The sequence below is a fragment of the Terasakiella pusilla DSM 6293 genome, assembly GCF_000688235.1.
Taxonomy (GTDB): Bacteria; Pseudomonadota; Alphaproteobacteria; order Rhodospirillales; family Terasakiellaceae; genus Terasakiella; species Terasakiella pusilla.
Map to the genome: position 1 here is coordinate 1 of NZ_JHYO01000005.1, position 21,200 is coordinate 21,200.

A 21,200-nucleotide genomic window follows, 5' to 3' on the forward strand; every position below is an offset into this window, starting at 1 on the left:
CAAGGAAACTGTGGAACGCAGTTTTGCTGATGCCAAACAACTACATGGGCACCGCTATGCCCGTCTGAGAGGCCTGACTAAAGTGAAAGAGCAATGCTTGATGGCAGCCACCGCCCAAAACATCAAGAAAATCGCCCTCATCTTAGCCCGTCTCAGGTTTTTATGGCGATATTTACCCACTGGAACGCCCACATATGCCTGAAAATGAAGCAGTGGAGCAACCTGCTTAAAGAAATGTCCAACAGAACAAAAAAACACAACCTTATAGAAAATAACAAACCCCGCCAAAATTGACGGGGTTTGTCAGAGATCTGAGAGCCTGTCATTTGACAGGCTCTTTTTTTATGTCTTGGTAAATGATTACTTAGACTGCGATGATGGCTGCAAGGGTGCGGCGATCTTCAGTCTGCAGGACGGTAAATGTCCGTGCTGCCGCACCAGAGTTCATCCATTCCAGTACGAGGCCTTTTTCTTTGATGGCTTCTCGCAAGCCCTTGGGGGGCATGTGGGACATTTTGCCACAGCCAACCACAAGGATGTCATACTTGTCCGCCACGTCCAGCAAAGGCTGCAGACTGTCCAATGTAATCTCCTTAGCCTCTGTGACGGGCCAAGGAGTTACTTTGTTTTCATAAAGAAGGATAGAGCCTTCTACCTTGCGGTCATTGACCGTAAAACGACCATCCCCGTAGGAGGAAATCATTAAACGGTCATCACTGACCAGCGGCGTGATGTCCAACGACATTAAACCGCCCCTTCTTCTTTCTCGACTTTTTCGATCTCGCTTTCCTCTTCTTCGTCATCACTACGACGAAGGGCGAAGTATGTGAGAAGCGGAACAGCCAGACAGATAGACGAGTAAGTCCCGATAACGACACCCCAGATCATCGCGAAACTGAAACCACGGATTACTTCGCCACCCAAAATATAAAGGGCAAGCAAAGCCAGCATTGTGGTGACAGATGTCATGACGGTACGTGACAGGGTTTCATTGATGGACATGTTCAGCAATTCTGCCAGATCCATCTTTTTGTACTTACGCAAGTTTTCCCGTACGCGGTCATACACAACAACTGTATCGTTGATGGAATAGCCTGCGATGGTCAAAACAGCCGCAACGGTGGATAGGTTAAACTCCATCCCCAAAAGCGCGAAAATCCCAATGGTGGAAATGACGTCATGGATCAGCGCCACAACCGCGCCCATGCCAAACTGCCATTCAAAGCGGAACCAGATATAGACAAGGATCGCACCGATGGCAAAAGACACAGCCAGAAGACCATCCATAAACAGTTCTTCAGACACTTTTGGTCCAACAAACTCTGTACGTCGGTATTCTACGGTATCCGTGAGAACGTCCTTCACGGCCTGCACCGCGCGTTGTTGGGCCTTCTCATCCCCTTCCTGACGCTGGATGCGGATCAGGACTTCTTCGGGCTCTCCAAACTCTTGAATGGAGACTTCCCCCAAACCAAGGTTTGACAGTTTATCACGGTAGTCTGCGATATCTGCCGGCCCTGTTTTGGAGCGAACTTCCATCATGATACCGCCTTTAAAGTCGATACCATAGTTCAGGCCATTGACCGAGAACAGGGCAATGGAACTGACAATTAAAAGGGCTGAGAAAACGAAGAACAGGATTTTTTTGCTGATAAAATCGAGCTTCAGTCCTGTCGGGACCAAATGTAAATGTTTCATTTTAATCCCTCTCTTAAATATTCATTGTTTTTGGTTTGGTGCGACGCAGCCACATAACGACCAGCAAGCGTGTCACCATGACGGCTGTAAACAAAGAGGTCAAAATACCAATCGCCAGTGTCACAGCAAAACCACGGACTGGACCGGAGCCGAATTCGTAAAGAAGAACGGCTGCAATCAAAGTCGTAACGTTAGCATCAACAATTGTTTTGATCGCACGTTTGTAACCGGAGTCAACTGCAGCAATTGGCCCAAGCCCGTTTTTCAGTTCCTCGCGGATACGTTCAAAGATCAAGACGTTGGCATCCACCGCCATCCCGATTGTCAATACGATCCCCGCAATCCCCGGCAAGGTCAGTGTCGCTTGAAGGACAGACAAGGCTGCTGCGATCAAGATAATGTTGAACATCAAAGCAATGTCCGCATAGACCCCAAAACGCCCATAGGACATGACCATAAACGCGATGACACCCAGCAAGCCAACAATAGAGGCAATCTTACCTGCGGCAACAGAGTCTGCCCCCAGACCCGGACCGACTGAACGTTCTTCAAGGATGACAAGAGGGGCAGGCAATGCACCTGCACGTAACAGCAACGACAGGTCGTTGGCTTCAGCGACGCTGAAACGTCCTGTGATGATACCGCTACCGCCCAAAATCGGGCCGTTGATGTTCGGGGCGCTGATGACTTTACCGTCGAGTACGATGGCAAGGCTGCGGTTGACGTTGTTTGTCGTCACATGACCAAATTTTTTGCCACCGAGTGCGTTAAAGGTAAAGGAAACAACAGGCTGACCATCTTGGAAAGTCGGTTGACTGTCGATCAACATATCGCCGCTCACTTCGACCTTACGGCGCACGGCGATCAAGCGTTGTTCATTTTGTGCATCCGGCAGGGCAATTGTACCTGGTGGGAGACGTCCTGAAACAAGATCATCGGCAGAGACATTATGGTTGACCAGATGGAAGGTCATTTTAGCTGTTTTACCCAACAGACGCTTCACATCTTCCGGGTTATCAATGCCGGGAAGCTGGATCAGGATACGTTCGTCGCCCTGTCGCTGGATGTTGGGTTCTTTGGTGCCGGTTTCGTCGATACGGCGACGGACAATCTCGATAGATTGTTCAACGGCGGATCGTTTGGCATCAATGATGGCCTGTTCTGTCAGACTGATGGAAATCTTATGACCTTCGGTCACAGTTTCTGCACCGGTATCCAATTTACGCAACAGGTCATAAGCCTGTTCGATCTGTTCATTTTTAGGGATCTGGACAGAAACGGCATCATCTTTAACGCCAAGGCCGGTATAACGAATACGTTCGGCACGTAATGTGGTGCGAACCGAATCAACGATAGATTCTAGGCGTTCGTTAATCACGGTTTGTGCTTCTACTTCCAGAAGCAGGTGTGAGCCGCCTTGAAGGTCAAGGCCAAGGCTGATTTGCTGATTGGGAAGCCATCCCGGAAGATCTGCCGTTGTTTGACGGTCAAACATGTTGGGCGCAGCAAATGCCACGCCCAACAAACAAACCGCAATCACAAGGGCAATTTTCCATTTGGCGAAGTAGACCATATTTCGAGGTCCCTTCCATTGCTTGTGTTTAGTCTTTTTTACCGCCGAAAAGCTTTTTCAAGCCACCGGCTTCTTCGGTTTTTTCTTCTGTAGCTTTGGCGTCATCGCCAGCGACAGGTTCTGTTTTGTCGATAACAGACGCGATCATTTCACGGCGTACTTTGACAACAACATCTTTTGCGATTTCAACAGAAACTTCAGTGTCGCTGTCAACTTTGGTAACTTTACCCAAGATACCGCCACTGGTCAGGACGTTGTCGCCACGACGCAGAGCTTCCAACATTTTTTTATGTTCTTTAGCGCGTTTTTGTTGCGGACGAATCATCAGGAAATAAAACACGACAAAGATCAGGATTAGCGGCAGAAACGCTTCGATACCGCCCCCTGCACCACCAGCAGCTTGAGCATAAGCCGGAGAAATGAGCATAGAAAACTCCTTAGGAATTAAAGTAACAGTCATCGGGATAACCCGAGCTTGCGCGGGACTATACAATGGGATGTTTACATTTTCTATAGGAATTCGTAGCTTCTGCGGACATTTTTTAAAGTAGAGGACGCAATGACGGACAATAATTATTTAACGGTACTCACAAGAATTGCCGAGGCCTTGGAGCGCCAATCCCCCCAGAAGGCAACCAGTAACGATCTGGATTGTGCCGATGCTTTTGTTTGGTCCCCTGAAACAGCACGTTTAGAACCGATTTTCAAGGTGAGCCACCTTCCCTTACAGATGTTGCAAGGGATTGATTTGCAAAAGGATATTCTGCTTAAAAACACCAAACAGTTTGCAGATGGTTTTTCTGCAAACAACGCTTTGTTATGGGGGGCGCGCGGTACGGGCAAAAGCTCTATCGTGAAAGCCATCCATGCGGAGCTAAATAAGCAAACGCCCAAAAGCCTGATGCTGGTGGAAATTCACCGCGAAGATCTGGAAACCCTACCCGACTTGCTGAAGGTTTTAAAAACAACAGAGCGCCGATGCGTGCTTTATTGTGATGACCTGTCATTTGACAATGGCGATGCGAGCTATAAGTCATTAAAAGCTGTGCTTGAGGGCGGCATTGAAGGCCGACCGGAGAATGTGATTTTTTATGCCACCTCCAACCGTCGTCACCTGATGCCGCGCGATATGATTGAGAATGAGCGATCAACCGCCATTCACGCCTCGGAAGCGGTAGAGGAAAAAGTGTCGCTGTCAGACCGTTTTGGCCTGTGGCTCGGCTTCCACAACATGGATCAGGAAACCTATTTTGCAGCGATCCGTGGGTATGTTGCAGAATACGGCCTGAACATCAGCGAAGAAGACTGGAAAGCAGAAGCGATTGAATGGACGGTTACCCGTGGCGGGCGTTCTGGCCGTGTCGCTTGGCAGTATATTCAGGATGTGGCTGGCCGCTTGGGTCAAAAGCTCGTTTAAGCTTCTGACCAGACCGCAAAGTCATAGCCATTGAGGTCTTTGAATTCAAAGCGTTTACCGCCGGGAAAGTCAAAGACCTCTTTTGTTATCTGTCCACCCGCAGCGATAACGGACTGGTGTAAACCCTTTAGGTCTGTGCCATAGAGGACGATCAGCGGCCCACCGGGAATTGGCATTCCTGTTTCAAAGCCGCCCTTCATATGCCCATCTGAAAATTCGCAATAATCAGGGCCATAATCGGTGTAAGTCCACCCGAAAACACGTTCAAAAAACTGTTTGGTCGCCGCGATGTCGGTAACGCGAAATTCAATGTAATTGATGGTCTTTTCGACGGGTGGGCAAGTCATTTTCTAAATCTCCAGTTCACACCAGACAGGTGTGTGATCCGATGCTTTTTCCCAGCCGCGCGGTGTTTTGTCGATGCCTGCGTTGACTAGGAGGTCAGCGGCTTGTGGGGACAGGAGCAAGTGGTCAATCAGGACGCCATGGTCCTTGTTCCACCCGCCCCCGCGGTAATCCCACCATGAAAACTGACCGGATTCAGGGTGATAGAGTTTAAAGGCGTTGGTCAGCCCAAGAAAGAGATGCTCGCGGTACAACTCGCGCGCTTCTTCCTGACAGATGGCGTCATCCCCCATTTTATTGATGTCGTAAACATCACCATTGTCAGGGGCAACGTTATAGTCCCCTGCAAGAACGAACGGCAGATCTTCGCTCAGCAAAAGTTTGGTGCGTTCAATAACCCGTTTCATGAAGTCGAGTTTATAGGTAAACTTTTCCGTATTAATCGGGTTGCCGTTGGGGAAGTAGATGGAGGCACATCTAATGCCACCGATATCGGCTTCGATATAACGCGCCTGTTCGTCTTCGTCATCACCTGGCAGTTTATCCAAGACCAGTTCAATGGGGAGTTTGGACAGGATCGCAACGCCATTAAAGGATTTTTGGCCGACATATTCGATGTGATAGCCAAGTTCTTTAATTTCCATTTCCGGTACAGCCGTACCGGGGGTCTTTAATTCTTGTAAAAGGGCTACATCCGGGGCGAAGTCTTTTAGCCACTTTAACAGATGTTCTGTGCGGGCGTTGATGCCGTTAATGTTCCATGTCGCGATTTTCACGAAGAATTCTCCATTGAGCTTTTATTTGGAGATAACATATACTCTACACATGAAGATGCCAGCATTCCTTTTAGTTTTTTTTGGTGCAACGCTTTTTTTTGCAAAGGCACCGCTTTATGCCAAAACCGGATGGCCCGCCTGTCCGGAAGATGGGCGTTCTGTTGATATTTACGTTGAACAGTCTATGGGGCAATTGCGCTACCATTCGGCCTTTAACTCTGCGCAGTTGTCCAATTTACGCGGAAATGTCGGGCGTAGGCTGGGGCCCATGTGGGTGCCAACAGGGTTGACCATAGCCGATGAAAACTATCGTCTCAGTGTCAGTACGAAGACCTATCCGTTGGGTCAGAACCGATATTGTTCCATCTTGACCGGCGCCAAATTGTTTATCGGCTATCAAAATATTGATGTGTATGTCAGTAACAAATACCAGCCCGGTAGCTGCGAGCATGAGTCGATCCTGAACCATGAAAATATCCATGTGCGGATTTTTCGTGAAACGCTCTATGATCACGCAAACGGGATTGAAACGACACTTCGTCGCAAGGCACCAGGGGTCGGACCTGTCTACATGCGCTCCCCTAATGGGGCGGCGAGCAAGGTACAGCGCTTACTGGATGCGCAAATTCGCCCACTTTTTAAACGGATGAGCCAAGAAATCAGCCGCAAAAATGCCCGCATCGATACAAAATCAAATTATCGACGCGAGCAAGCGCTGTGTTCAAACTGGTGAATTTAAACTGAGAAGGATGACCCGCAGCCGCATTCAGATGTGGCATTGGGGTTTGTCATCTGAAAAGATGATCCCATCAGGTCGGTGACGTAATCCAGTTGTGCACCTTCAACAAACGGCAAGGATGCTTCATCTACCAAGACATCAATATCACCAAAGGTGAAGACTTGATCGTCTTCTTTCACCTTGTCATCAAGGCTAAAGTTGTAAGAAAAGCCTGAACAGCCGCCACTTGTAATCATGATGCGCAGCTTAAGCTCCGGGTTGCCTTCCATGGCAATAAGCTTTTGAACTTGCTCATTTGCACTTTGGGTTAAACCGACTTGGCTCATCTATGTATCTCCTGTAGGCACTATGAGGGGTACGACATATGTAAGCGATCTTTTTCGTTTGTCAAACCCATTGCATCAACAGGCCCACAAGGTTACCTTCCTGTTATGAACGATTTTATCAAACTCGCCCCTTACGCCAGCTTGCCAGAAGAAAGCCGTGGCCGCCATTTTCCTGAACCGGAAAGTGCGACCCGGAGCTGCCATCAGCGCGACCGTGACCGCATTATTCATTCGGCAGCCTTTCGGCGTTTACAATATAAGACTCAGGTTTTCGTCAACCATGAGGGCGATTTTTTTCGCACCCGCCTCACCCACTCACTTGAAGTCGCACAGATTGCCAGAACGGTGTGCAGATACCTGAATTTAAATCAGGAATTGGCGGAAGCATTGGCCCTCGCGCATGATCTTGGCCATCCGCCTTTTGGTCATGCCGGCGAAGATGCGCTTGATACGGCCCTTGCCCCATACGGCGGGTTTGACCATAACGCCCAATCCTTGCGTGTCATAACCGAGCTTGAACAAAGATATGCGGATTTCGATGGCTTAAACCTGACGTGGGAAACCGTGGAAGGTGTGGTGAAGCACAATGGTCCTTTATTAGGCGTTAAAGCCGATCATGCCCACCCCGTCCCGCAAGCCATCCTTGATTATGATAAAAATAAGATGTATTTGGACTTGGCGAACTTTTCCTCACTTGAAGCGCAAATCGCTGCTTTATCTGATGATATCGCTTACAACAACCACGATATTGACGATGCCTTGCGCGCCCGCCTGATCCGAATCGAAGATTTGAATGATATTCCGGTTGTGGGCGAAACCTTCCGCGATATTGCGAAACAATATCCCGATCTGGACGCCTCGCGCATGATTTACGAGGCTGTACGCAGATTGATTGGGGATATGGTCAACGATCTCTTGCAGGAAACGCAATCGCGCATTAAAGATGCATCACCAAAACATAGTGACGATATTAGACAGGCCGATCATGCCACCGCCTCTTTTTCCGAACGTATTCAACAATGCGATCGTGAGCTGAAGGCGTTCATGTTCGAAAATGTCTATCGCCACTATAAAATCAACCGGATGACAAGCAAGGCGCGACGGGTTGTGCAAGACCTTTTTGCACTCTTCACCGCGGAACCGAATTGCTTGCCGACTGAATGGTACAAACTCACCGACGGCAAACCGTCAGAACAGACTGCGAAAGTGGTTGCTGATTATATTGCCGGCATTACAGATCGATACGCGTTGGATGAACATTCCCGTTTATTTGATGTACAGGCCAGAAACTCATGAATTTTTTTAAAGTATTTCATTCCAATCTTTCCGACATTGTTACGAAACTGGGCGAAGCAGGCGATCTGCCTGAAGGTCTGGACACATCCCGCATTACCTGCGAGCCACCGCGCGACGCGACTCATGGGGATGTAGCGACCAACGCTGCGATGGTCTTGTGTAAACAAGCCAAGATGAAACCGCGCGATCTCGCTGAAAAACTGGCGCCGGAAATTGAAAAAATCGCCCATGTTGTCTCTGTTGAGGTTGCAGGCCCCGGTTTTATTAACGTCAAATTGTCCGATGAGTTCTGGCATGCCCGTCTAAAAGACGTTTTGAATGCAGGGACTGATTGGGGCCAAAGCGACATGGGCGAAGGCCAGACGGTCAACGTAGAATATGTTTCTGCAAACCCGACAGGCCCAATGCACGTGGGCCATGGTCGCGGTGCGGTTGTGGGTGATGCGCTTGCTTTGCTGTTGGCAAAAGCGGGCTATAAAGTCACAAAAGAATATTACATCAACGATGCTGGCGCACAAGTTGACGTGCTCGCACGTTCCGTTTACCTGCGCTACCGTGAAGCTTTTGGGGAAACGGTAGAAATCCCGGAAGGTCTGTATCCGGGTGACTACCTTGTCCCCGTCGGTGAAAAACTGAAAGACGTTCACGGCGATAAGTGGTTAAACGCGGACGAAGCGGACTATCTGGAAGAAATTAAGACTTTCTCCATCAACGCGATGATGGACCTGATCCGCGAAGATTTAGCGGCCTTGGGTGTTGTCCATGATGTCTTTTCTTCAGAAAAAGAACTGGTAGATAATGGCGGTGTTGAAGCGGCCCTTAAATACCTCGAAGATCGCGACCTGATTTACACAGGCGTTCTGGAACCACCGAAAGGCAAAACGTCGGAAGATTGGGAACCGCGCCCGCAATTGCTGTTTAAAGCGTCTCAATTCGGCGATGATGTGGATCGCCCGTTGAAGAAATCCGATGGCTCCGGCACGTATTTTGCCTCTGACATCGCCTATCACTTTGACAAGTTCCAGCGTGGGTCTGATCAATTGATCGACGTTTTGGGCGCTGACCACGGCGGGTACGTTAAACGTATGAAAGCCGCTGTCAAAGCCATGTCCGAAGGTAAGGCTGAACTGGACGTCAAATTGGCCCAGATGGTCAATCTGTTGGAAAATGGCGAGCCTGTTAAGATGTCCAAACGCGCCGGGACATTTATTACGTTGCGTGAAGTGATCGACAAGGTCGGTAAAGACGTTGTGCGCTTTATCATGCTGACCCGTAAAAATGATGCGCAGCTGGAATTTGACTTTGCCAAAGTGACAGAACAGTCCAAAGACAACCCTGTCTTTTATGTGCAATATGCCCACGCGCGTTGCTATTCCGTCTTCCGTAAGGCAATGGACGAGTTTGACGGCATTGATTTGTCCGAAGCAAATCTGGCAACGGCTGATTTATCGCATTTGTCCGATGAGTCTGAAATCAAGCTGATGCGCCTGATGGCTGAATGGCCGCGTTTGATCGAAGCGGCAGCAAAAGAACACGAACCGCACCGGATTACATATTTTCTTTACGATTTGGCGTCAGAATTCCATTCATTATGGAACAAGGGTACGGGCGATGTTTCGCTGCGTTTCTTGCATGCTGATAATCTGGAACTTACCAAAGCACGTCTGGCTTTGTTGAAAGCGGTCTCTTTGGTGATCGCGTCCGGCCTTCTTGTTCTGGGTGTTGAACCGGTTAAGGAGTTGCGCTAATGCCGCATCGGGACGATTTTGACGACGATCTTTTGGACACGGATTCAGATGCTTTTGACTATAAGCCTGTTTCCAGCGACGAAGGAAGCGGCAGTAAAGCTGTAAAACTGATTTTGGCGGTGAGTGTCATTGCGGCCCTTGGTGGGGCGGCGTGGTACTTTGTCGGTGGCACACCGATGGATCAGGATCAGGTGCCGATTGTGCGCGCAGAACCGTCCCCGATGAAGGAAAAACCGCAAGACCCGGGCGGCATGGATGTACCTAACCGTGATAAAACGGTTTATGACCGTGTCAGCGGTGAAAATACGGAACCAAAACTGGAACGTCTTTTACCACGGCCGGAAAAGCCGTTGGATAAGCCTGCCCAAACCTTGGGAGAAATTGAGGCTGAGACCACCGCAGCAGGCATAACCAAGTCACTGCCCCCGCTGCCGGAAACGCCCGAAGAGGTTGCTGAGGCTGTAGCACAAACACCCGCGCCTGTGGAAGAAGTCAAAGAACTGCCCGCCGTACCAACAGAGGAAATGGCGACAGAAATTGAGGCGCCAACACCTGCGCCTGTTGAGGATCCAAATGGCCCGCGCGCCTTGGTGAAACGAAGCGAGCAACCGCTTGCCGTCGATAAGCAGGACAAAGATGATCTAGCTGCCAAGATTGCTGAAGCTTTACAAGAGCCGAAAACGCAAGCGCCAAAACAAGTTGCTGCGGTCACACCACCTGCACCAAAACCGCCTGCGACAGAAAATCCGACGTCGGGTTATCTTATGCAAATCCTGTCGTCAAAAAGCGAAAGCGGCGTGGAAACAACCTGGAAGAAAATTAAAGCCAACAATGGTGATATTGTAAATGGCTTGAATGCCAATATCGTTAAGGCTGATCTGGGCGATAAAGGTATTTATTACCGCTTGCGCCTTGGTCCGGTACAATCCGGCGATGAGGCAAAAAATATTTGTGCTAAACTAAAAAAACGTGATGTGGGGTGCTTCATTGTCCGCGTACGATAATTCTAACCCATCTGCGGTCATCTATGGTCTTGAAGGTCTGGAACTGACTGATTGGGAACGTGACTTCTTTGAAGACGTAAATCCGCTGGGCTTTATCCTATTTGCCCGCAATATTTCAGACCCCTATCAGGTTCAGGCATTGACAGATGATCTGCGCAGCTGTGTGGGACATACAGACGTGCCGATCCTGATTGATCAGGAAGGTGGACGCGTAGCCCGTCTTCGCCCACCCCATTGGCGCGAAGCCCCAACAGCGGCTAAAATCGGTGAGTTGGCTGTGTTTGACCTTGAAATGGGTTTGGAAGCCGCGCATCTCAACGCGCGTTTGTTCGCGTCTGAACTTATGAATTTGGGCATTAACGTCGATTGTGCGCCGGTGCTTGATATTCCCATGCCGGATGCTGATCCGATCATTTCCGATCGGGCTTATGCCCCGCACCCTGAACTTGCTGCCGTGATGGGCCGTGCGGCTTGTCGTGGTTTTCTTGCAGGCGGTGTGCTGCCTGTCATCAAGCACATCCCCGGTCATGGGCGGGCTCTGGTCGATAGTCATAAAGAATTACCGGTCGTCGATGCCCCATTTGATATTCTGGATAGCGTTGATTTCCGCCCCTTTGTCGAACTGGCAGACATGCCCTGGGCGATGACGGCCCATATCGTCTATAGCGATATCGACCAGTTTGCCCCCGCCACTATGTCGCCGCGTTTGATCGAAGAAGTTATTCGCAATCACATCGGCTATAATGGTGTCCTGATTTCTGATGATTTATCAATGCAGGCTCTGGAAGGCGATTTTGCCAGCCGTGCGGAAACCGCGCTTGATGCCGGGTGTGATCTTGTCCTGCATTGCAACGGTAACAAAGAAGAAATGCTGGCGGTTGCCGAAGGTTTACGCCCTGTAAGTGATCAAACCGATGATCGCCTTGAAGAAGGGTGGAAAATGACACGCGAGACACTTGATGAAATCGACTTCGATCAGGCAGAAAATCGCTTCAACACCTTGATGGAATTGGTCTGCTAAATGGATTTTTCAAACGTCCCCTTTCTCATTTCTGTATGGATTTTACCGGTTATTCTTGCGGTGACGCTGCATGAAGCTGCGCACGGCTGGGTGGCTTATCGCCTTGGTGACCGTACAGCCTACATGATGGGACGGGTGACGTTTAATCCGGTTAAGCATGTTGATCCGTTCGGCACTTTGATTTTGCCGGGATTGATGTTGTTTTTATCCGGCGGGAAAATGATGTTTGGCTTTGCCAAACCTGTCCCGGTTGATATTCGCAACACCTACAATCCGCGCCGGGATATGGTGCTGATTGCAGCTGCGGGTCCGGCCTCAAACATCATTCTTGCGTTTCTCTCTGCCATCGCTTTTTATGCGGTGGAGTTTCTCCCCAAAGATGTGGATTTGTGGGTAGCGCATAACCTTGCCAATTCCATTCGCATCAATGTGATCCTGTGTGTCTTCAACCTGATTCCCCTGCCCCCGCTTGACGGTGGGCGTATTGCGGTTGGTATCTTGCCAAGACCGCTTGCCATGCGTGTTGCCGCCCTTGAACGTTACGGTATGTTTATCCTGCTTGGCTTGATCTTCCTTGTGCCTTATGTGGGGGACGTCGTGGGATTGAACTTGAATGTGTTCTGGTACCTTGTCGGTCTGCCTGCCGAAATTATTACAGAATTTATCGTTAACGTGGTTGGTATCTAGGGCGATCGGTCGTGGAAAAGCTCATTGATCTTGATCAGCACGAAGACGATGATTTACGGCCTAAGAAGAAAAGCGCACTGATTATTGATCTGGAGGGCTTTGAGGGACCGCTGGATATCCTGTTGGAACTGGCGCGGGATCAAAAAGTTGACCTAATCCACCTCTCGATCTTCCATCTTGCCGACCAGTATTTAAACTGGGTTGCCGAAGCACGGCGTAAAAACCTTGAGCTTGCAGCAGATTATCTTGTGATGGCGGCATGGTTGGCCTATTTGAAAAGCCGCCTGTTGATCCCGACCCAGTCAACCGAAGAAGAACCAAGTGCGGAAGAGATGGCGGCGGCCCTTGCCTTCCAGCTGCAACGTCTGGAAGCCATGCGCACTGCCGGCGAGCAGTTGATGGAGCGCAGCATCCTGGGTAAAAACGTGTTTAAACGAGGCGAACCTGAATCGTTCGGCAAGATGGATGACGTGTCCTATGACGTGACCCTCTACGATCTGATGAAGGCGTACGGTGATCAGATGAACAAGCACGTGGATCAGACTTTGCATATCGAAGCGACAGACCTCTACTCTATGGATATGGCGATTGAACGCCTTCGTAGTTTTTTGGGGAAGATCCCGGAATGGACAAAATTGCAGAGTTTTTTGCCCAAAGACTTAAAGAACGAACTTCATACCCGTTCTGCCATTGCCTCTACATTTGCAGCCGCCCTTGAAATGGCGCGCGATGGTAAAGTCAAAATCCGTCAATCAGAAACATTTGGGGCGATTTACATTCAAAGCCCGGATACGGAGCTGATCTCATGAACGATGAATCGTTGGAACATAAACGCCTTGTAGAAGCGGTGCTGTTTGCCAGCAAAGAACCGCTGGGCGAGAAGAAACTCTCCAATTACTTTCAGGAAGGTGTGGATGTTAAATCTCTGCTGAAGGAGTTGCAGGAGGAATATGCTGGCAAAGGTGTCAATCTCATCCGTTTGGGCAATGCCTGGGCTTTTCGGACTGCACCAGACATAGCAGAACATCTCAGCGAACATCGGGAGAATGTAAAGACTCTGTCGCGTGCCGCCATTGAAACACTGGCGATTTGTGCGTATCACCAACCCGTCACACGTGCTGAGATTGAAGAAATTCGCGGCGTTTCTCTCTCTAAAGGGACGCTGGATGTTTTGTTTGAGGCAGGTTGGATTAAACCGCGGGGCCGTAGACGCACGCCGGGACGACCTATGACATGGGGGACGACGGTGTCGTTCCTCGATCAATTTGGTCTGGAAAAAATCGATGACCTGCCGGGCATTGAAGAATTGAAGAGTGCGGGGCTTTTGGATGCCCGCCCTGCCATCAACGCCTATAGTGTGCGCGGGGAAATGGAGTTGCCGTTTGTACATCCTGAACAGGATCAGGATGAGGACGACTTGCCGGAACCGTTACTTGAAGAATAAGTCTGTAAAAAAAATAGGGATTTTGCGCTTCCCTATTTGATTTTTAAAAAATTTCTGTTTAAAAGTAATTGCAAGTCATTTTCAATTGAATGGTAGAGCGAAGACAGACGTGTTTGCATATCCCGCCAAACTAAAAAAACTTAAAACAATCAATGGGTGGACGCTTTTTACGCTGATTTCCGCGCTTATTATCGCCTCCCCCGTTTTGGTTGTTCTCTCCCATGTTTTTATGCCCTCCGGTGATGTTTGGGCACATTTAGCTGATACGGTTTTAAGCCGTTATATTTACAACTCTATCGTTTTGTTATTGGGCGTTGGGCTGGGGACCTTGGTTGTCGGGACCGGATGTGCGTGGCTTGTAACCATGTGTGATTTCCCGGGGCGTAAGATTTTTGAGTGGGCGTTATTGTTGCCCTTGGCGGTACCTGCCTATGTGATCGCTTATACCTATACAGGTCTTTTGGACTATGCAGGTCCGGTGCAGGAAACCTTACGACTTGTCTTTGGCTGGACGTCAGCGCGTGATTATTGGTTCCCGGAAATACGGTCCCTTTGGGGGGCGACGACCATGTTTACATTGGTGCTTTATCCTTATGTTTACATGCTGTCACGCGCTGCCTTTCTGGAACAATCCATCTGCGTCCTTGAAGTGAGCCGCACCCTGGGGCGCACGCCGTTTCAGGCCTTTAAAGATGTGGCTTTTCCGCTCGCACGCCCGGCAATCGCCGCCGGGTCCGCCCTTGCGTTGATGGAAACCTTAAATGATTTCGGGACTGTCCATTTTTTTGCTGTGGATACCTTTACAACAGGGATTTATCGCACTTGGTTTGGCTTGGGGGAACCCACGGCAGCGGCGCAGCTGGGTGCTTGTTTGCTGATCTTCATCGTTAGTTTAATTGCGCTTGAGCGTTATTCCCGTGGGCAGGCAGCCTACCACCACACCACAGTTCGATATCGCGCGTTACGCAAACTGCAGCTGAGCAAGCCGAAACAGATAATCTCTTTCGTTTCCTGTTTTCTTCCCGTTCTGCTTGGGTTTATCCTGCCTGCGGGCATCTTGTTGAATTGGGCGTTGGCAACAACCGAGTGGTGGTTGAACTGGCAGTTCTGGGGCTTTGCCTTTAACAGTTTTATCCTGTCTTTCGTTGCTGCTTTATTGGCCGTTATTTTAGCTGTTTTGATGGCTTACGGGACGCGTTTGCACCCGTCCTTTTGGACGAAGCTGGGGGTGCGCGCAGCGTCCATTGGTTACGCCGTACCGGGATCGGTTTTAGCTGTCGGGATTATGCTGCCGTTTGCCTGGACCGATAATTTTATCGATAGCTGGGCGCGGGAATATCTGGGCATCTCCACCGGATTGATCTTGTCAGGCACCATTGTTGCCGTGGTTTTTGCGTATGTGGTGCGTTTCCTGTCCGTGTCTTTCAACGCGATTGAAGCAGGTTTGGGCAAAGTAACCAAAAATATGGATTGTGCCGCACGTACACTTGGCCATGGTCCGGCAGAAACCTTACGAAAAGTCCACCTGCCCCTTATTCGTGCCAGCATGTTTTCGGCCTCCATTCTTGTGTTTGTGGACGTGATGAAGGAACTGCCCGCAACCATGATTATGCGGCCTTTCAATTTCACTACGCTTGCCGTACGGACGTTTGAGCTTGCGAGTGACGAACAGCTTGCTGAAGCTTCCAGTGCCGCCCTAGCCATCGTTATTGTTGGTATTATTCCGGTGATTATGATCAGTCGAACCATCGCGAAATCCCGCCCCGGGCATGAAAGTTAGGAATAGTCATGACGTTAGTTCTTGAAAATGTGGAACTGTCTTTTGATGGTTTTTGTGTCCTCAATAAAATTAACCTGACCGTGGAAACTGGCGAGTTTGTTTGCCTATTAGGGCCCTCAGGATGCGGTAAGACATCGACCTTGCGGGTTTGTGCTGGTCTTGAAACCCCAAAGACCGGCCGTGTCATTGTGGATGGACACGTTATGACGGATGGGCATTTTGTCTTGCCGCCGGAAAAACGTAAGATCGGTTTTTTGTTTCAGGATTTCGCGCTGTTTCCTCACCTCAATGTCTTTGATAATGTGGCTTTCGGTCTGAAGGGGATGGCAAAGGCTAAGATTAAAGAGCGTGTGGAAGAAGTGCTTAAGCAGGTGCAGATGGAAAAATATGCGCCTGCCCTGCCTCACATGTTATCCGGCGGGCAGCAACAACGGGTTGCCCTTGCCCGCGCCCTTGCGCCTAAGCCCGATATTATTTTGCTGGATGAGCCTTTCTCTGGTCTGGACTCTGGTTTGAGGGCAGAAATTCGTGACGAAACGTTGCATGTTCTCAAAACCTCCAACGTTGCGGCGGTGATGGTGACACATGACCCGGAAGAAGCCATGTTTATGGCAGACCGTATCGTTTTGATGAAGGCAGGCAACATTGTACAAGATGGCACACCTGTTGATCTGTATTCTAAACCGGTTGATCATTTTGCCGCTTCTTTCTTTGGGGAGGTGAATATTCTCAAAGGGGTTATCAAAGACAACAAGGCCCAGACCGTCTTAGGGGCGGTGGACACCGTTGGTTTTAGCGACGGTGAAAAAGTCGATGTGTTGGTGCGCCCGCAAAATATTAAACTACGGCGTTTATCCAATGATCAGAAGGAACGTGCAAACAGCCACATAGAGGCAGCACGTTATCTTGGTCGGGAAAGCTTGTTACATATCCGTCTGGAAGACCCTAGCGGAGAGACAACCCATATACACGCCCGCATAGACGGTCAGATGTTGCCACGTGAAGAAGAGATTTTTACCGCTGAAATGGACGTTGAAAGCGCGCTTGTTTTTCGCGCCAGTTGAGCGTTTGTGTGTGATATTTAATTTTACTGCTATTGGGCATTGCGGCGCTCGTTTCAATCTGCCATTATCCGAAAAACAAGTTTAATACATTAACACGGAGAACTCTTCCCATGATGCCAAGTCTTCCACAGCTACTTGTCGTATTGCTGATCGTAGTTGTTATTTTCGGTCTGGGTAAATTTCCTAAAATCGCCGGTGATCTCGCCAAAGGGATCAAAAGTTTCAAAAAAGGTATGAAAGATGAAGAAGCAGAAGATGCTTCCGAAGCGAAGCCTTCCATCTCTCAAAAAGAAGAAAAACCAGCAGAAAATGCTGCTTCGGCCTCTGAAAAAAAAGACGCTTAATCTAACTCTTGTTCTGGACGTAAACGATGCTTGATATCGGTTGGACCGAAATCGCCGTTATTGTGGTCATTGCAATTGTTGTAATCGGACCGAAAGACCTGCCCAAAGCCATGCGCACGGTTGCGCAGATGATTGGTAAGGTCAAGGCCATGATGCGGGAATTCCAAAGCAACATCGACGATATTATTAAGGAAACCGAACTTGAGGAAGTGAAAAACCAAATCAGTTCGGTTCGTAACATGAATTTGGAAAATAAAATCAGCGAAACCATTGATAAAGATGGTGAACTGACCAAATCTATGGACTTTTCTAAGGAAGCGGCAGATTTCGATAAATCCATGAAGGAAGGCACTTCTGAGGAGAAAAAGCCCGCTGCTGTGACCGATGCGTCTTCTAAAGACGATCCATCTGATAAAAAGAGCTAAACCGTGAGCACTCCTGATATTTCATCAAATACAATGCCTCTTATGGAGCATCTTATTGAGCTGAAAAACAGACTGACTGTTGCTGTTGGCGCTTTATTGATTGCTTTTATCGGATGTTATTATTTTTCCAGTAATATCTACGCCTTTTTGGTCGAGCCATTGGCCCAGCTGTTGGCAGAAATGGGCGGAAATCGTCGTATGATCTATACGGCGCTGCATGAAGCCTTTTTCACCCAGTTGAAGGTGTCTTTTTTTGCGGCTTTCCTAATCGCTTTTCCCGTTATTGCGACCCAGTTCTGGCGTTTCCTTGCGCCTGGTCTTTACAAGAATGAAAAGGCAGCCCTCGCTCCTTATCTGGTGCTCTCCCCTATCCTTTTTCTGATGGGTAGCGCACTTGTTTATTATTTCATCATGCCGATGGCTTGGAAGTTTTTCCTGAGCTTTGAAACAATGGGATTGGATGGCTCCCTTCCCATTCAGTTGGAAGCCAAGGTCAATGAATATTTGTCCTTGGTGATGAAGTTAATCTTTGCGTTTGGTATTAGCTTCCAGTTACCGCTGGTGCTGACTTTGTTGGCTCGTGTGGGGTTTGCGACCTCGCGCGGGTTAGCGGCAAAACGTAAGTATGCGGTGGTGATTACCTTTGCTTTTGCGGCCTTTATGACGCCACCTGATTTAATCTCTCAAGTCGGACTGGCAATTCCCATTCTTTTTCTTTATGAAGTGTCCATTCTTTCGGTGCGCGCGATTGAAAAGAAACGTGCTGACATCGTAGAAGATGAAGATGAAGACGACTTTGAAGAAACTGACTTCAACATGACTTAAGGCCAAAACCTATGTTTGATATTAAATGGATCCGCGATAACCCTGCCGAATTTGATGCCGGCATGGCAAAACGAGGCTTGGAAGCACAAAGCGAAAAACTGATCGCATTAGATACGGACCGCCGTGATCTTTTGACACAGGCGCAAGACGTCCAAGCCGAGCGTAACAAGCTATCCAAAGAGATTGGGATTGCGAAACGTGAAGGACGTGATGCGTCCGATATCATGGAGCAGGTTTCCCAGTCGAAAAGCAAACAGGCGGAATTGGAAGACTTGGCAAAAGCCAAGGATAGTGAACTTGAACTCGCTTTGATGTCTTTGCCCAATATTCCTGCCGATGATGTGCCGGAAGGTGAAAGCGAAGACGACAACGTTGAAGTCCGTAAATGGGGTGAAATTCCAAACCTTGGATTTGAACCCAAAGAACATTTCGATATTGGGGAACGTCTTGGTCAAATGGACTTTGAGACCGCCGCCAAAATCTCCGGCTCACGTTTTGTGATCCTGTCGGGTGCACTTGCCCGTATGGAACGTGCACTGGCAGCTTACATGCTTGACCTGCACACCATGAAACACGGCTATACAGAAGTAAACCCGCCAGCATTGGTGAAAGACCCTGCCCTTTACGGGACGGGGCAGTTGCCTAAGTTTTCTGAAGACCTATTCCGCACGGAAGAAGGTTTTTGGATGATCCCGACGGCTGAAGTCCCACTGACGAATATGGTCAATGGTGATATCTTGGCGGAAGAAAGCCTACCACGTCGTTACACGGCGATGACATGGTGTTTCCGTTCTGAAGCAGGCTCTGCGGGTAAAGATACACGCGGCATGATCCGCCAGCACCAGTTCACCAAGGTTGAGATGGTCAGCATCGTTACGCCAGAAGAGTCTGACGCGGAACTTGAGCGCATGACAGGTTGTGCTGAGGCTGTTTTGCAAGGACTGAAGCTGCCCTATCGGGTCATTACACTCTGTACTGGTGATATGGGCTTTACCGCGCGTCGCACGTTCGATATTGAAGTGTGGTTGCCGGGTCAAGATCAGTACCGCGAAATTTCTTCCTGTTCCACAACAGGTGACTTCCAAGCGCGCCGTATGAAGACACGTTACCGTAAAGAAGGTGAGAAAAAGCCGGTTCATGTCCATACCTTGAACGGGTCCGGTCTGGCCGTTGGACGTTGTCTTGTGGCTGTTCTTGAAAATTATCAGCAAGAAGACGGTAGTGTCATCGTCCCTGAGGTTCTACGTCCTTATATGGGCGGTCTTGAGGTCATTGAGCCAAACAAATGATCGATCTTTCAACAGCCCGCATCCTGATTTCCAATGATGATGGTATTCATGCACCGGGTTTGAAAGTCCTTGAAACCATCGCAAAGTCCATTTGTGATGATGTCTGGGTTGTTGCGCCTGAAACTGAACAGAGCGCAACCGGTCATTCCCTTACCCTTCGTCGTCCGTTACGTATCCATAAGCATGGCGAAAAACGCTATAGTGTAGACGGTACCCCCACAGACTCGGTTCTGTTGGCGATGAACGAGATTATGAAAGATCATAAGCCCAACCTCGTTCTGTCTGGTGTAAACCGTGGCGGTAATTTGGGGGAAGATGTGACCTATTCTGGTACTGTTGCGGCAGCGATGGAAGCAACATTGCTGGGTGTACCTGCGATTGCCCTGTCTCAGTATTTTGAAGATAGCAACCGTGTGGAATGGGAAACGGCACTTGCCCATGGGCCAGATGTGATCCGTAATCTGTTAAAGGCGACATGGCCAGCCAATACGCTGATGAATGTCAATTTCCCGGATTTGATCTCTAAATTGGTTAAGGGGGTAAGCTATACCCGACAAGGGCGACGTAAAATTGGGGATGATCTTGCCAAAGGTTACGACCCCCGCGGGGAGGAATATTTCTGGATCGGCGCGCTGCGTAGTCAGCAAGAATTTCTGCAAGGCACGGACCTGCATGCCATTGTTAATGGGTCAATTTCAGTTAGCCCGATTTCACTCGACTTCACCGATATGACAACGCTTAAAAAAATGCAGGAGGCGGGTCAATGACGATAGAAGCCTCCAAAATCCGGCTATTGATGGAACTACGCAGACGTGGGATTACGGATACGGCGGTGTTGTCTGCGATTGAACGAATCCCGCGCGAAAAATTCGTTACCGAGACTTTTCAGGATCAGGCGTATGAAAATATCGCCCTACCCATCGGGTATAACCAAACCCTGAGCCAGCCCTATATCGTCGCCTTAATGACCGAGTCGTTAAAGGTTGGGGATCGAATGAAGGTCTTGGAAATCGGCACCGGATCTGGTTATCAAGCCTTGGTTTTAGCTAAACTTTGTCGGCGTCTTTATACGATTGAACGTCATAAACCTTTGTTGGAGCAAGCAAAGGCGCGTTTTGATCTGTTTTCGCAAACCAATATCGTCGCAAAATGCGATGATGGGACCAAAGGCTGGCGGGAACAGGCCCCTTTTGATCGGATCATGATTACAGCGGCCGCTGAAGACGTCCCCCCTGCCCTTGCAGACCAATTGGCAATTGGCGGGATTATGGTCGCACCGATTGGGGAAGATAAGTCCTCCCAATTTTTAATCCGCGTGACCCGCACCGACGAAGGCTTTGATGTTGAAGAGTTGGAACAAGTACGATTTGTTCCCTTAATCCCTGATTTGCCAGAATAA

At 49.1% G+C, this 21,200-nt stretch carries 25 protein-coding genes; 18 read left to right on the top strand and 7 right to left on the bottom strand.

The features are described 5' to 3' along the window. A partial coding sequence (locus Q397_RS21065; RefSeq protein ID WP_038012863.1) for a transposase occupies positions 1–202 on the top strand: 202 nt, incomplete at its 5' end. A 162-nt stretch (positions 203–364) separates the two neighbouring features. Here Q397_RS21065 and Q397_RS0104325 read toward each other — a convergent pair. Genes Q397_RS0104325 through yajC form a run of 4 tightly spaced genes read right to left on the bottom strand, consistent with a single transcriptional unit; the run spans position 365 to position 3,698 of the window. Next, a complete protein-coding gene (locus Q397_RS0104325; protein WP_051609703.1) occupies positions 365–745 on the bottom strand; it encodes an Mth938-like domain-containing protein in 381 nt (126 codons plus the stop codon). Then, the gene (gene secF / locus Q397_RS0104330; RefSeq protein WP_028878362.1) at positions 745–1,698 is read right to left on the bottom strand and encodes a protein translocase subunit SecF; all 954 of its coding nucleotides are present in this window, start codon (positions 1,696–1,698) and stop codon (positions 745–747) included. Before secF ends, Q397_RS0104325 begins: the two co-directional genes overlap by 1 nt. Positions 1,699–1,711: 13 nt before the next feature. Next, positions 1,712–3,271: a protein translocase subunit SecD gene (gene secD, locus Q397_RS0104335; protein WP_028878363.1), complete on the bottom strand. Its 1,560-nt coding sequence runs from the start codon at positions 3,269–3,271 to the stop codon at positions 1,712–1,714. A 28-nt stretch (positions 3,272–3,299) separates the two neighbouring features. Next, positions 3,300–3,698, bottom strand: a complete 399-nt coding sequence (yajC, locus tag Q397_RS0104340; protein ID WP_028878364.1) for a preprotein translocase subunit YajC — start codon at positions 3,696–3,698, stop codon at positions 3,300–3,302. 132 nt (positions 3,699–3,830) lie between these two features. Between yajC and Q397_RS0104345 the strand changes: the two genes are divergently transcribed. Next, positions 3,831–4,688: an ATP-binding protein gene (locus Q397_RS0104345; protein WP_028878365.1), complete on the top strand. Its 858-nt coding sequence runs from the start codon at positions 3,831–3,833 to the stop codon at positions 4,686–4,688. Here the strand turns inward: Q397_RS0104345 and Q397_RS0104350 are convergent. Both Q397_RS0104350 and xth read right to left on the bottom strand, forming a co-directional pair. Continuing rightward, complete coding sequence (locus Q397_RS0104350) at positions 4,685–5,035, bottom strand: VOC family protein (RefSeq protein ID WP_028878366.1); 351 nt, start codon at positions 5,033–5,035, stop codon at positions 4,685–4,687. The genes Q397_RS0104345 and Q397_RS0104350 overlap by 4 nt on opposite strands. A 3-nt stretch (positions 5,036–5,038) precedes the next feature. Then, positions 5,039–5,809 carry an exodeoxyribonuclease III gene (gene xth, locus Q397_RS0104355; protein WP_028878367.1) on the bottom strand — a complete coding sequence of 257 codons (771 nt, stop codon included), beginning with the start codon at positions 5,807–5,809 and terminating at the stop codon, positions 5,039–5,041. Between the two features lie 49 nt (positions 5,810–5,858). Between xth and Q397_RS0104360 the strand changes: the two genes are divergently transcribed. Beyond that, positions 5,859–6,542: a hypothetical protein gene (locus Q397_RS0104360; RefSeq protein ID WP_028878368.1), complete on the top strand. Its 684-nt coding sequence runs from the start codon at positions 5,859–5,861 to the stop codon at positions 6,540–6,542. Positions 6,543–6,544: 2 nt separating this feature from the next. Here the strand turns inward: Q397_RS0104360 and erpA are convergent, their stop codons facing one another. Further along, entirely contained in the window at positions 6,545–6,874 is a 330-nt protein-coding gene (gene erpA / locus Q397_RS0104365) for an iron-sulfur cluster insertion protein ErpA (protein WP_028878369.1), read from the bottom strand. Positions 6,875–6,979: 105 nt separating this feature from the next. Between erpA and Q397_RS0104370 the strand changes: the two genes are divergently transcribed. The 15 genes from Q397_RS0104370 to Q397_RS0104440 all read left to right on the top strand — a co-directional run bounded on the left by Q397_RS0104370 (position 6,980) and on the right by Q397_RS0104440 (position 21,200). Beyond that, positions 6,980–8,170 carry a deoxyguanosinetriphosphate triphosphohydrolase gene (locus Q397_RS0104370; RefSeq protein WP_028878370.1) on the top strand — a complete coding sequence of 397 codons (1,191 nt, stop codon included), beginning with the start codon at positions 6,980–6,982 and terminating at the stop codon, positions 8,168–8,170. Next, positions 8,167–9,918, top strand: a complete 1,752-nt coding sequence (argS, locus tag Q397_RS0104375; RefSeq protein ID WP_028878371.1) for an arginine--tRNA ligase — start codon at positions 8,167–8,169, stop codon at positions 9,916–9,918. The genes Q397_RS0104370 and argS overlap by 4 nt, the downstream gene beginning before the upstream one ends. Next, positions 9,918–10,922 carry an SPOR domain-containing protein gene (locus Q397_RS0104380; RefSeq protein WP_028878372.1) on the top strand — a complete coding sequence of 335 codons (1,005 nt, stop codon included), beginning with the start codon at positions 9,918–9,920 and terminating at the stop codon, positions 10,920–10,922. Before argS ends, Q397_RS0104380 begins: the two co-directional genes overlap by 1 nt. Further along, a complete protein-coding gene (gene nagZ, locus Q397_RS0104385) occupies positions 10,906–11,943 on the top strand; it encodes a beta-N-acetylhexosaminidase (RefSeq protein WP_028878373.1) in 1,038 nt (345 codons plus the stop codon). The genes Q397_RS0104380 and nagZ overlap by 17 nt, the downstream gene beginning before the upstream one ends. Then, on the top strand, positions 11,944–12,630 hold the full coding sequence (locus Q397_RS0104390) for a site-2 protease family protein (protein WP_028878374.1): 687 nt from the start codon (positions 11,944–11,946) through the stop codon (positions 12,628–12,630). An 11-nt stretch (positions 12,631–12,641) separates the two neighbouring features. Next, entirely contained in the window at positions 12,642–13,439 is a 798-nt protein-coding gene (locus tag Q397_RS0104395) for a segregation and condensation protein A (RefSeq protein ID WP_028878375.1), read from the top strand. Next, the gene (scpB, locus tag Q397_RS0104400) at positions 13,436–14,074 is read left to right on the top strand and encodes an SMC-Scp complex subunit ScpB (RefSeq protein WP_028878376.1); all 639 of its coding nucleotides are present in this window, start codon (positions 13,436–13,438) and stop codon (positions 14,072–14,074) included. The genes Q397_RS0104395 and scpB overlap by 4 nt, the downstream gene beginning before the upstream one ends. A 109-nt stretch (positions 14,075–14,183) precedes the next feature. Beyond that, entirely contained in the window at positions 14,184–15,854 is a 1,671-nt protein-coding gene (locus Q397_RS0104405) for an ABC transporter permease (RefSeq protein ID WP_028878377.1), read from the top strand. Between the two features lie 8 nt (positions 15,855–15,862). Then, a complete protein-coding gene (locus tag Q397_RS21070; protein ID WP_051609705.1) occupies positions 15,863–16,918 on the top strand; it encodes an ABC transporter ATP-binding protein in 1,056 nt (351 codons plus the stop codon). A gap of 110 nt (positions 16,919–17,028) precedes the next feature. After that, positions 17,029–17,262 carry a twin-arginine translocase TatA/TatE family subunit gene (gene tatA / locus Q397_RS0104415; protein WP_028878378.1) on the top strand — a complete coding sequence of 78 codons (234 nt, stop codon included), beginning with the start codon at positions 17,029–17,031 and terminating at the stop codon, positions 17,260–17,262. A 26-nt stretch (positions 17,263–17,288) separates the two neighbouring features. Then, positions 17,289–17,687: a Sec-independent protein translocase protein TatB gene (gene tatB, locus Q397_RS21075; protein ID WP_051609706.1), complete on the top strand. Its 399-nt coding sequence runs from the start codon at positions 17,289–17,291 to the stop codon at positions 17,685–17,687. A 3-nt stretch (positions 17,688–17,690) separates the two neighbouring features. Continuing rightward, positions 17,691–18,512 carry a twin-arginine translocase subunit TatC gene (gene tatC, locus Q397_RS0104425; RefSeq protein WP_240475023.1) on the top strand — a complete coding sequence of 274 codons (822 nt, stop codon included), beginning with the start codon at positions 17,691–17,693 and terminating at the stop codon, positions 18,510–18,512. Positions 18,513–18,523: 11 nt separating this feature from the next. Further along, positions 18,524–19,801, top strand: a complete 1,278-nt coding sequence (gene serS / locus Q397_RS0104430) for a serine--tRNA ligase (RefSeq protein WP_028878380.1) — start codon at positions 18,524–18,526, stop codon at positions 19,799–19,801. Next, positions 19,798–20,568, top strand: a complete 771-nt coding sequence (surE, locus tag Q397_RS0104435; protein WP_028878381.1) for a 5'/3'-nucleotidase SurE — start codon at positions 19,798–19,800, stop codon at positions 20,566–20,568. Before serS ends, surE begins: the two co-directional genes overlap by 4 nt. After that, positions 20,565–21,200 (top strand): protein-L-isoaspartate(D-aspartate) O-methyltransferase, encoded by a 636-nt coding sequence (locus Q397_RS0104440; RefSeq protein WP_028878382.1) that lies wholly within the window; start codon positions 20,565–20,567, stop codon positions 21,198–21,200. Before surE ends, Q397_RS0104440 begins: the two co-directional genes overlap by 4 nt.

Bases quoted from the DNA above. Each gene is read 5' to 3' on its own strand.
- scpB (WP_028878376.1), top strand. From the start codon at position 13,436: ATGAACGATGAATCGTTGGAACATAAACGCCTTGTAGAAGCGGTGCTG.
- Q397_RS0104345 (WP_028878365.1), top strand. From the start codon at position 3,831: ATGACGGACAATAATTATTTAACGGTACTCACAAGAATTGCCGAGGCC.
- Q397_RS0104325 (WP_051609703.1), bottom strand. From the start codon at position 745: ATGTCGTTGGACATCACGCCGCTGGTCAGTGATGACCGTTTAATGATT.
- tatA (WP_028878378.1), top strand. From the start codon at position 17,029: ATGATGCCAAGTCTTCCACAGCTACTTGTCGTATTGCTGATCGTAGTT.
- argS (WP_028878371.1), top strand. From the start codon at position 8,167: ATGAATTTTTTTAAAGTATTTCATTCCAATCTTTCCGACATTGTTACG.
- Q397_RS0104390 (WP_028878374.1), top strand. From the start codon at position 11,944: ATGGATTTTTCAAACGTCCCCTTTCTCATTTCTGTATGGATTTTACCG.
- surE (WP_028878381.1), top strand. From the start codon at position 19,798: ATGATCGATCTTTCAACAGCCCGCATCCTGATTTCCAATGATGATGGT.
- secF (WP_028878362.1), bottom strand. From the start codon at position 1,698: ATGAAACATTTACATTTGGTCCCGACAGGACTGAAGCTCGATTTTATC.
- secD (WP_028878363.1), bottom strand. From the start codon at position 3,271: ATGGTCTACTTCGCCAAATGGAAAATTGCCCTTGTGATTGCGGTTTGT.
- yajC (WP_028878364.1), bottom strand. From the start codon at position 3,698: ATGCTCATTTCTCCGGCTTATGCTCAAGCTGCTGGTGGTGCAGGGGGC.
- Q397_RS0104370 (WP_028878370.1), top strand. From the start codon at position 6,980: ATGAACGATTTTATCAAACTCGCCCCTTACGCCAGCTTGCCAGAAGAA.
- Q397_RS0104360 (WP_028878368.1), top strand. From the start codon at position 5,859: ATGAAGATGCCAGCATTCCTTTTAGTTTTTTTTGGTGCAACGCTTTTT.
- serS (WP_028878380.1), top strand. From the start codon at position 18,524: ATGTTTGATATTAAATGGATCCGCGATAACCCTGCCGAATTTGATGCC.
- tatB (WP_051609706.1), top strand. From the start codon at position 17,289: ATGCTTGATATCGGTTGGACCGAAATCGCCGTTATTGTGGTCATTGCA.
- Q397_RS0104440 (WP_028878382.1), top strand. From the start codon at position 20,565: ATGACGATAGAAGCCTCCAAAATCCGGCTATTGATGGAACTACGCAGA.
- Q397_RS0104350 (WP_028878366.1), bottom strand. From the start codon at position 5,035: ATGACTTGCCCACCCGTCGAAAAGACCATCAATTACATTGAATTTCGC.
- Q397_RS0104380 (WP_028878372.1), top strand. From the start codon at position 9,918: ATGCCGCATCGGGACGATTTTGACGACGATCTTTTGGACACGGATTCA.
- erpA (WP_028878369.1), bottom strand. From the start codon at position 6,874: ATGAGCCAAGTCGGTTTAACCCAAAGTGCAAATGAGCAAGTTCAAAAG.
- Q397_RS21070 (WP_051609705.1), top strand. From the start codon at position 15,863: ATGACGTTAGTTCTTGAAAATGTGGAACTGTCTTTTGATGGTTTTTGT.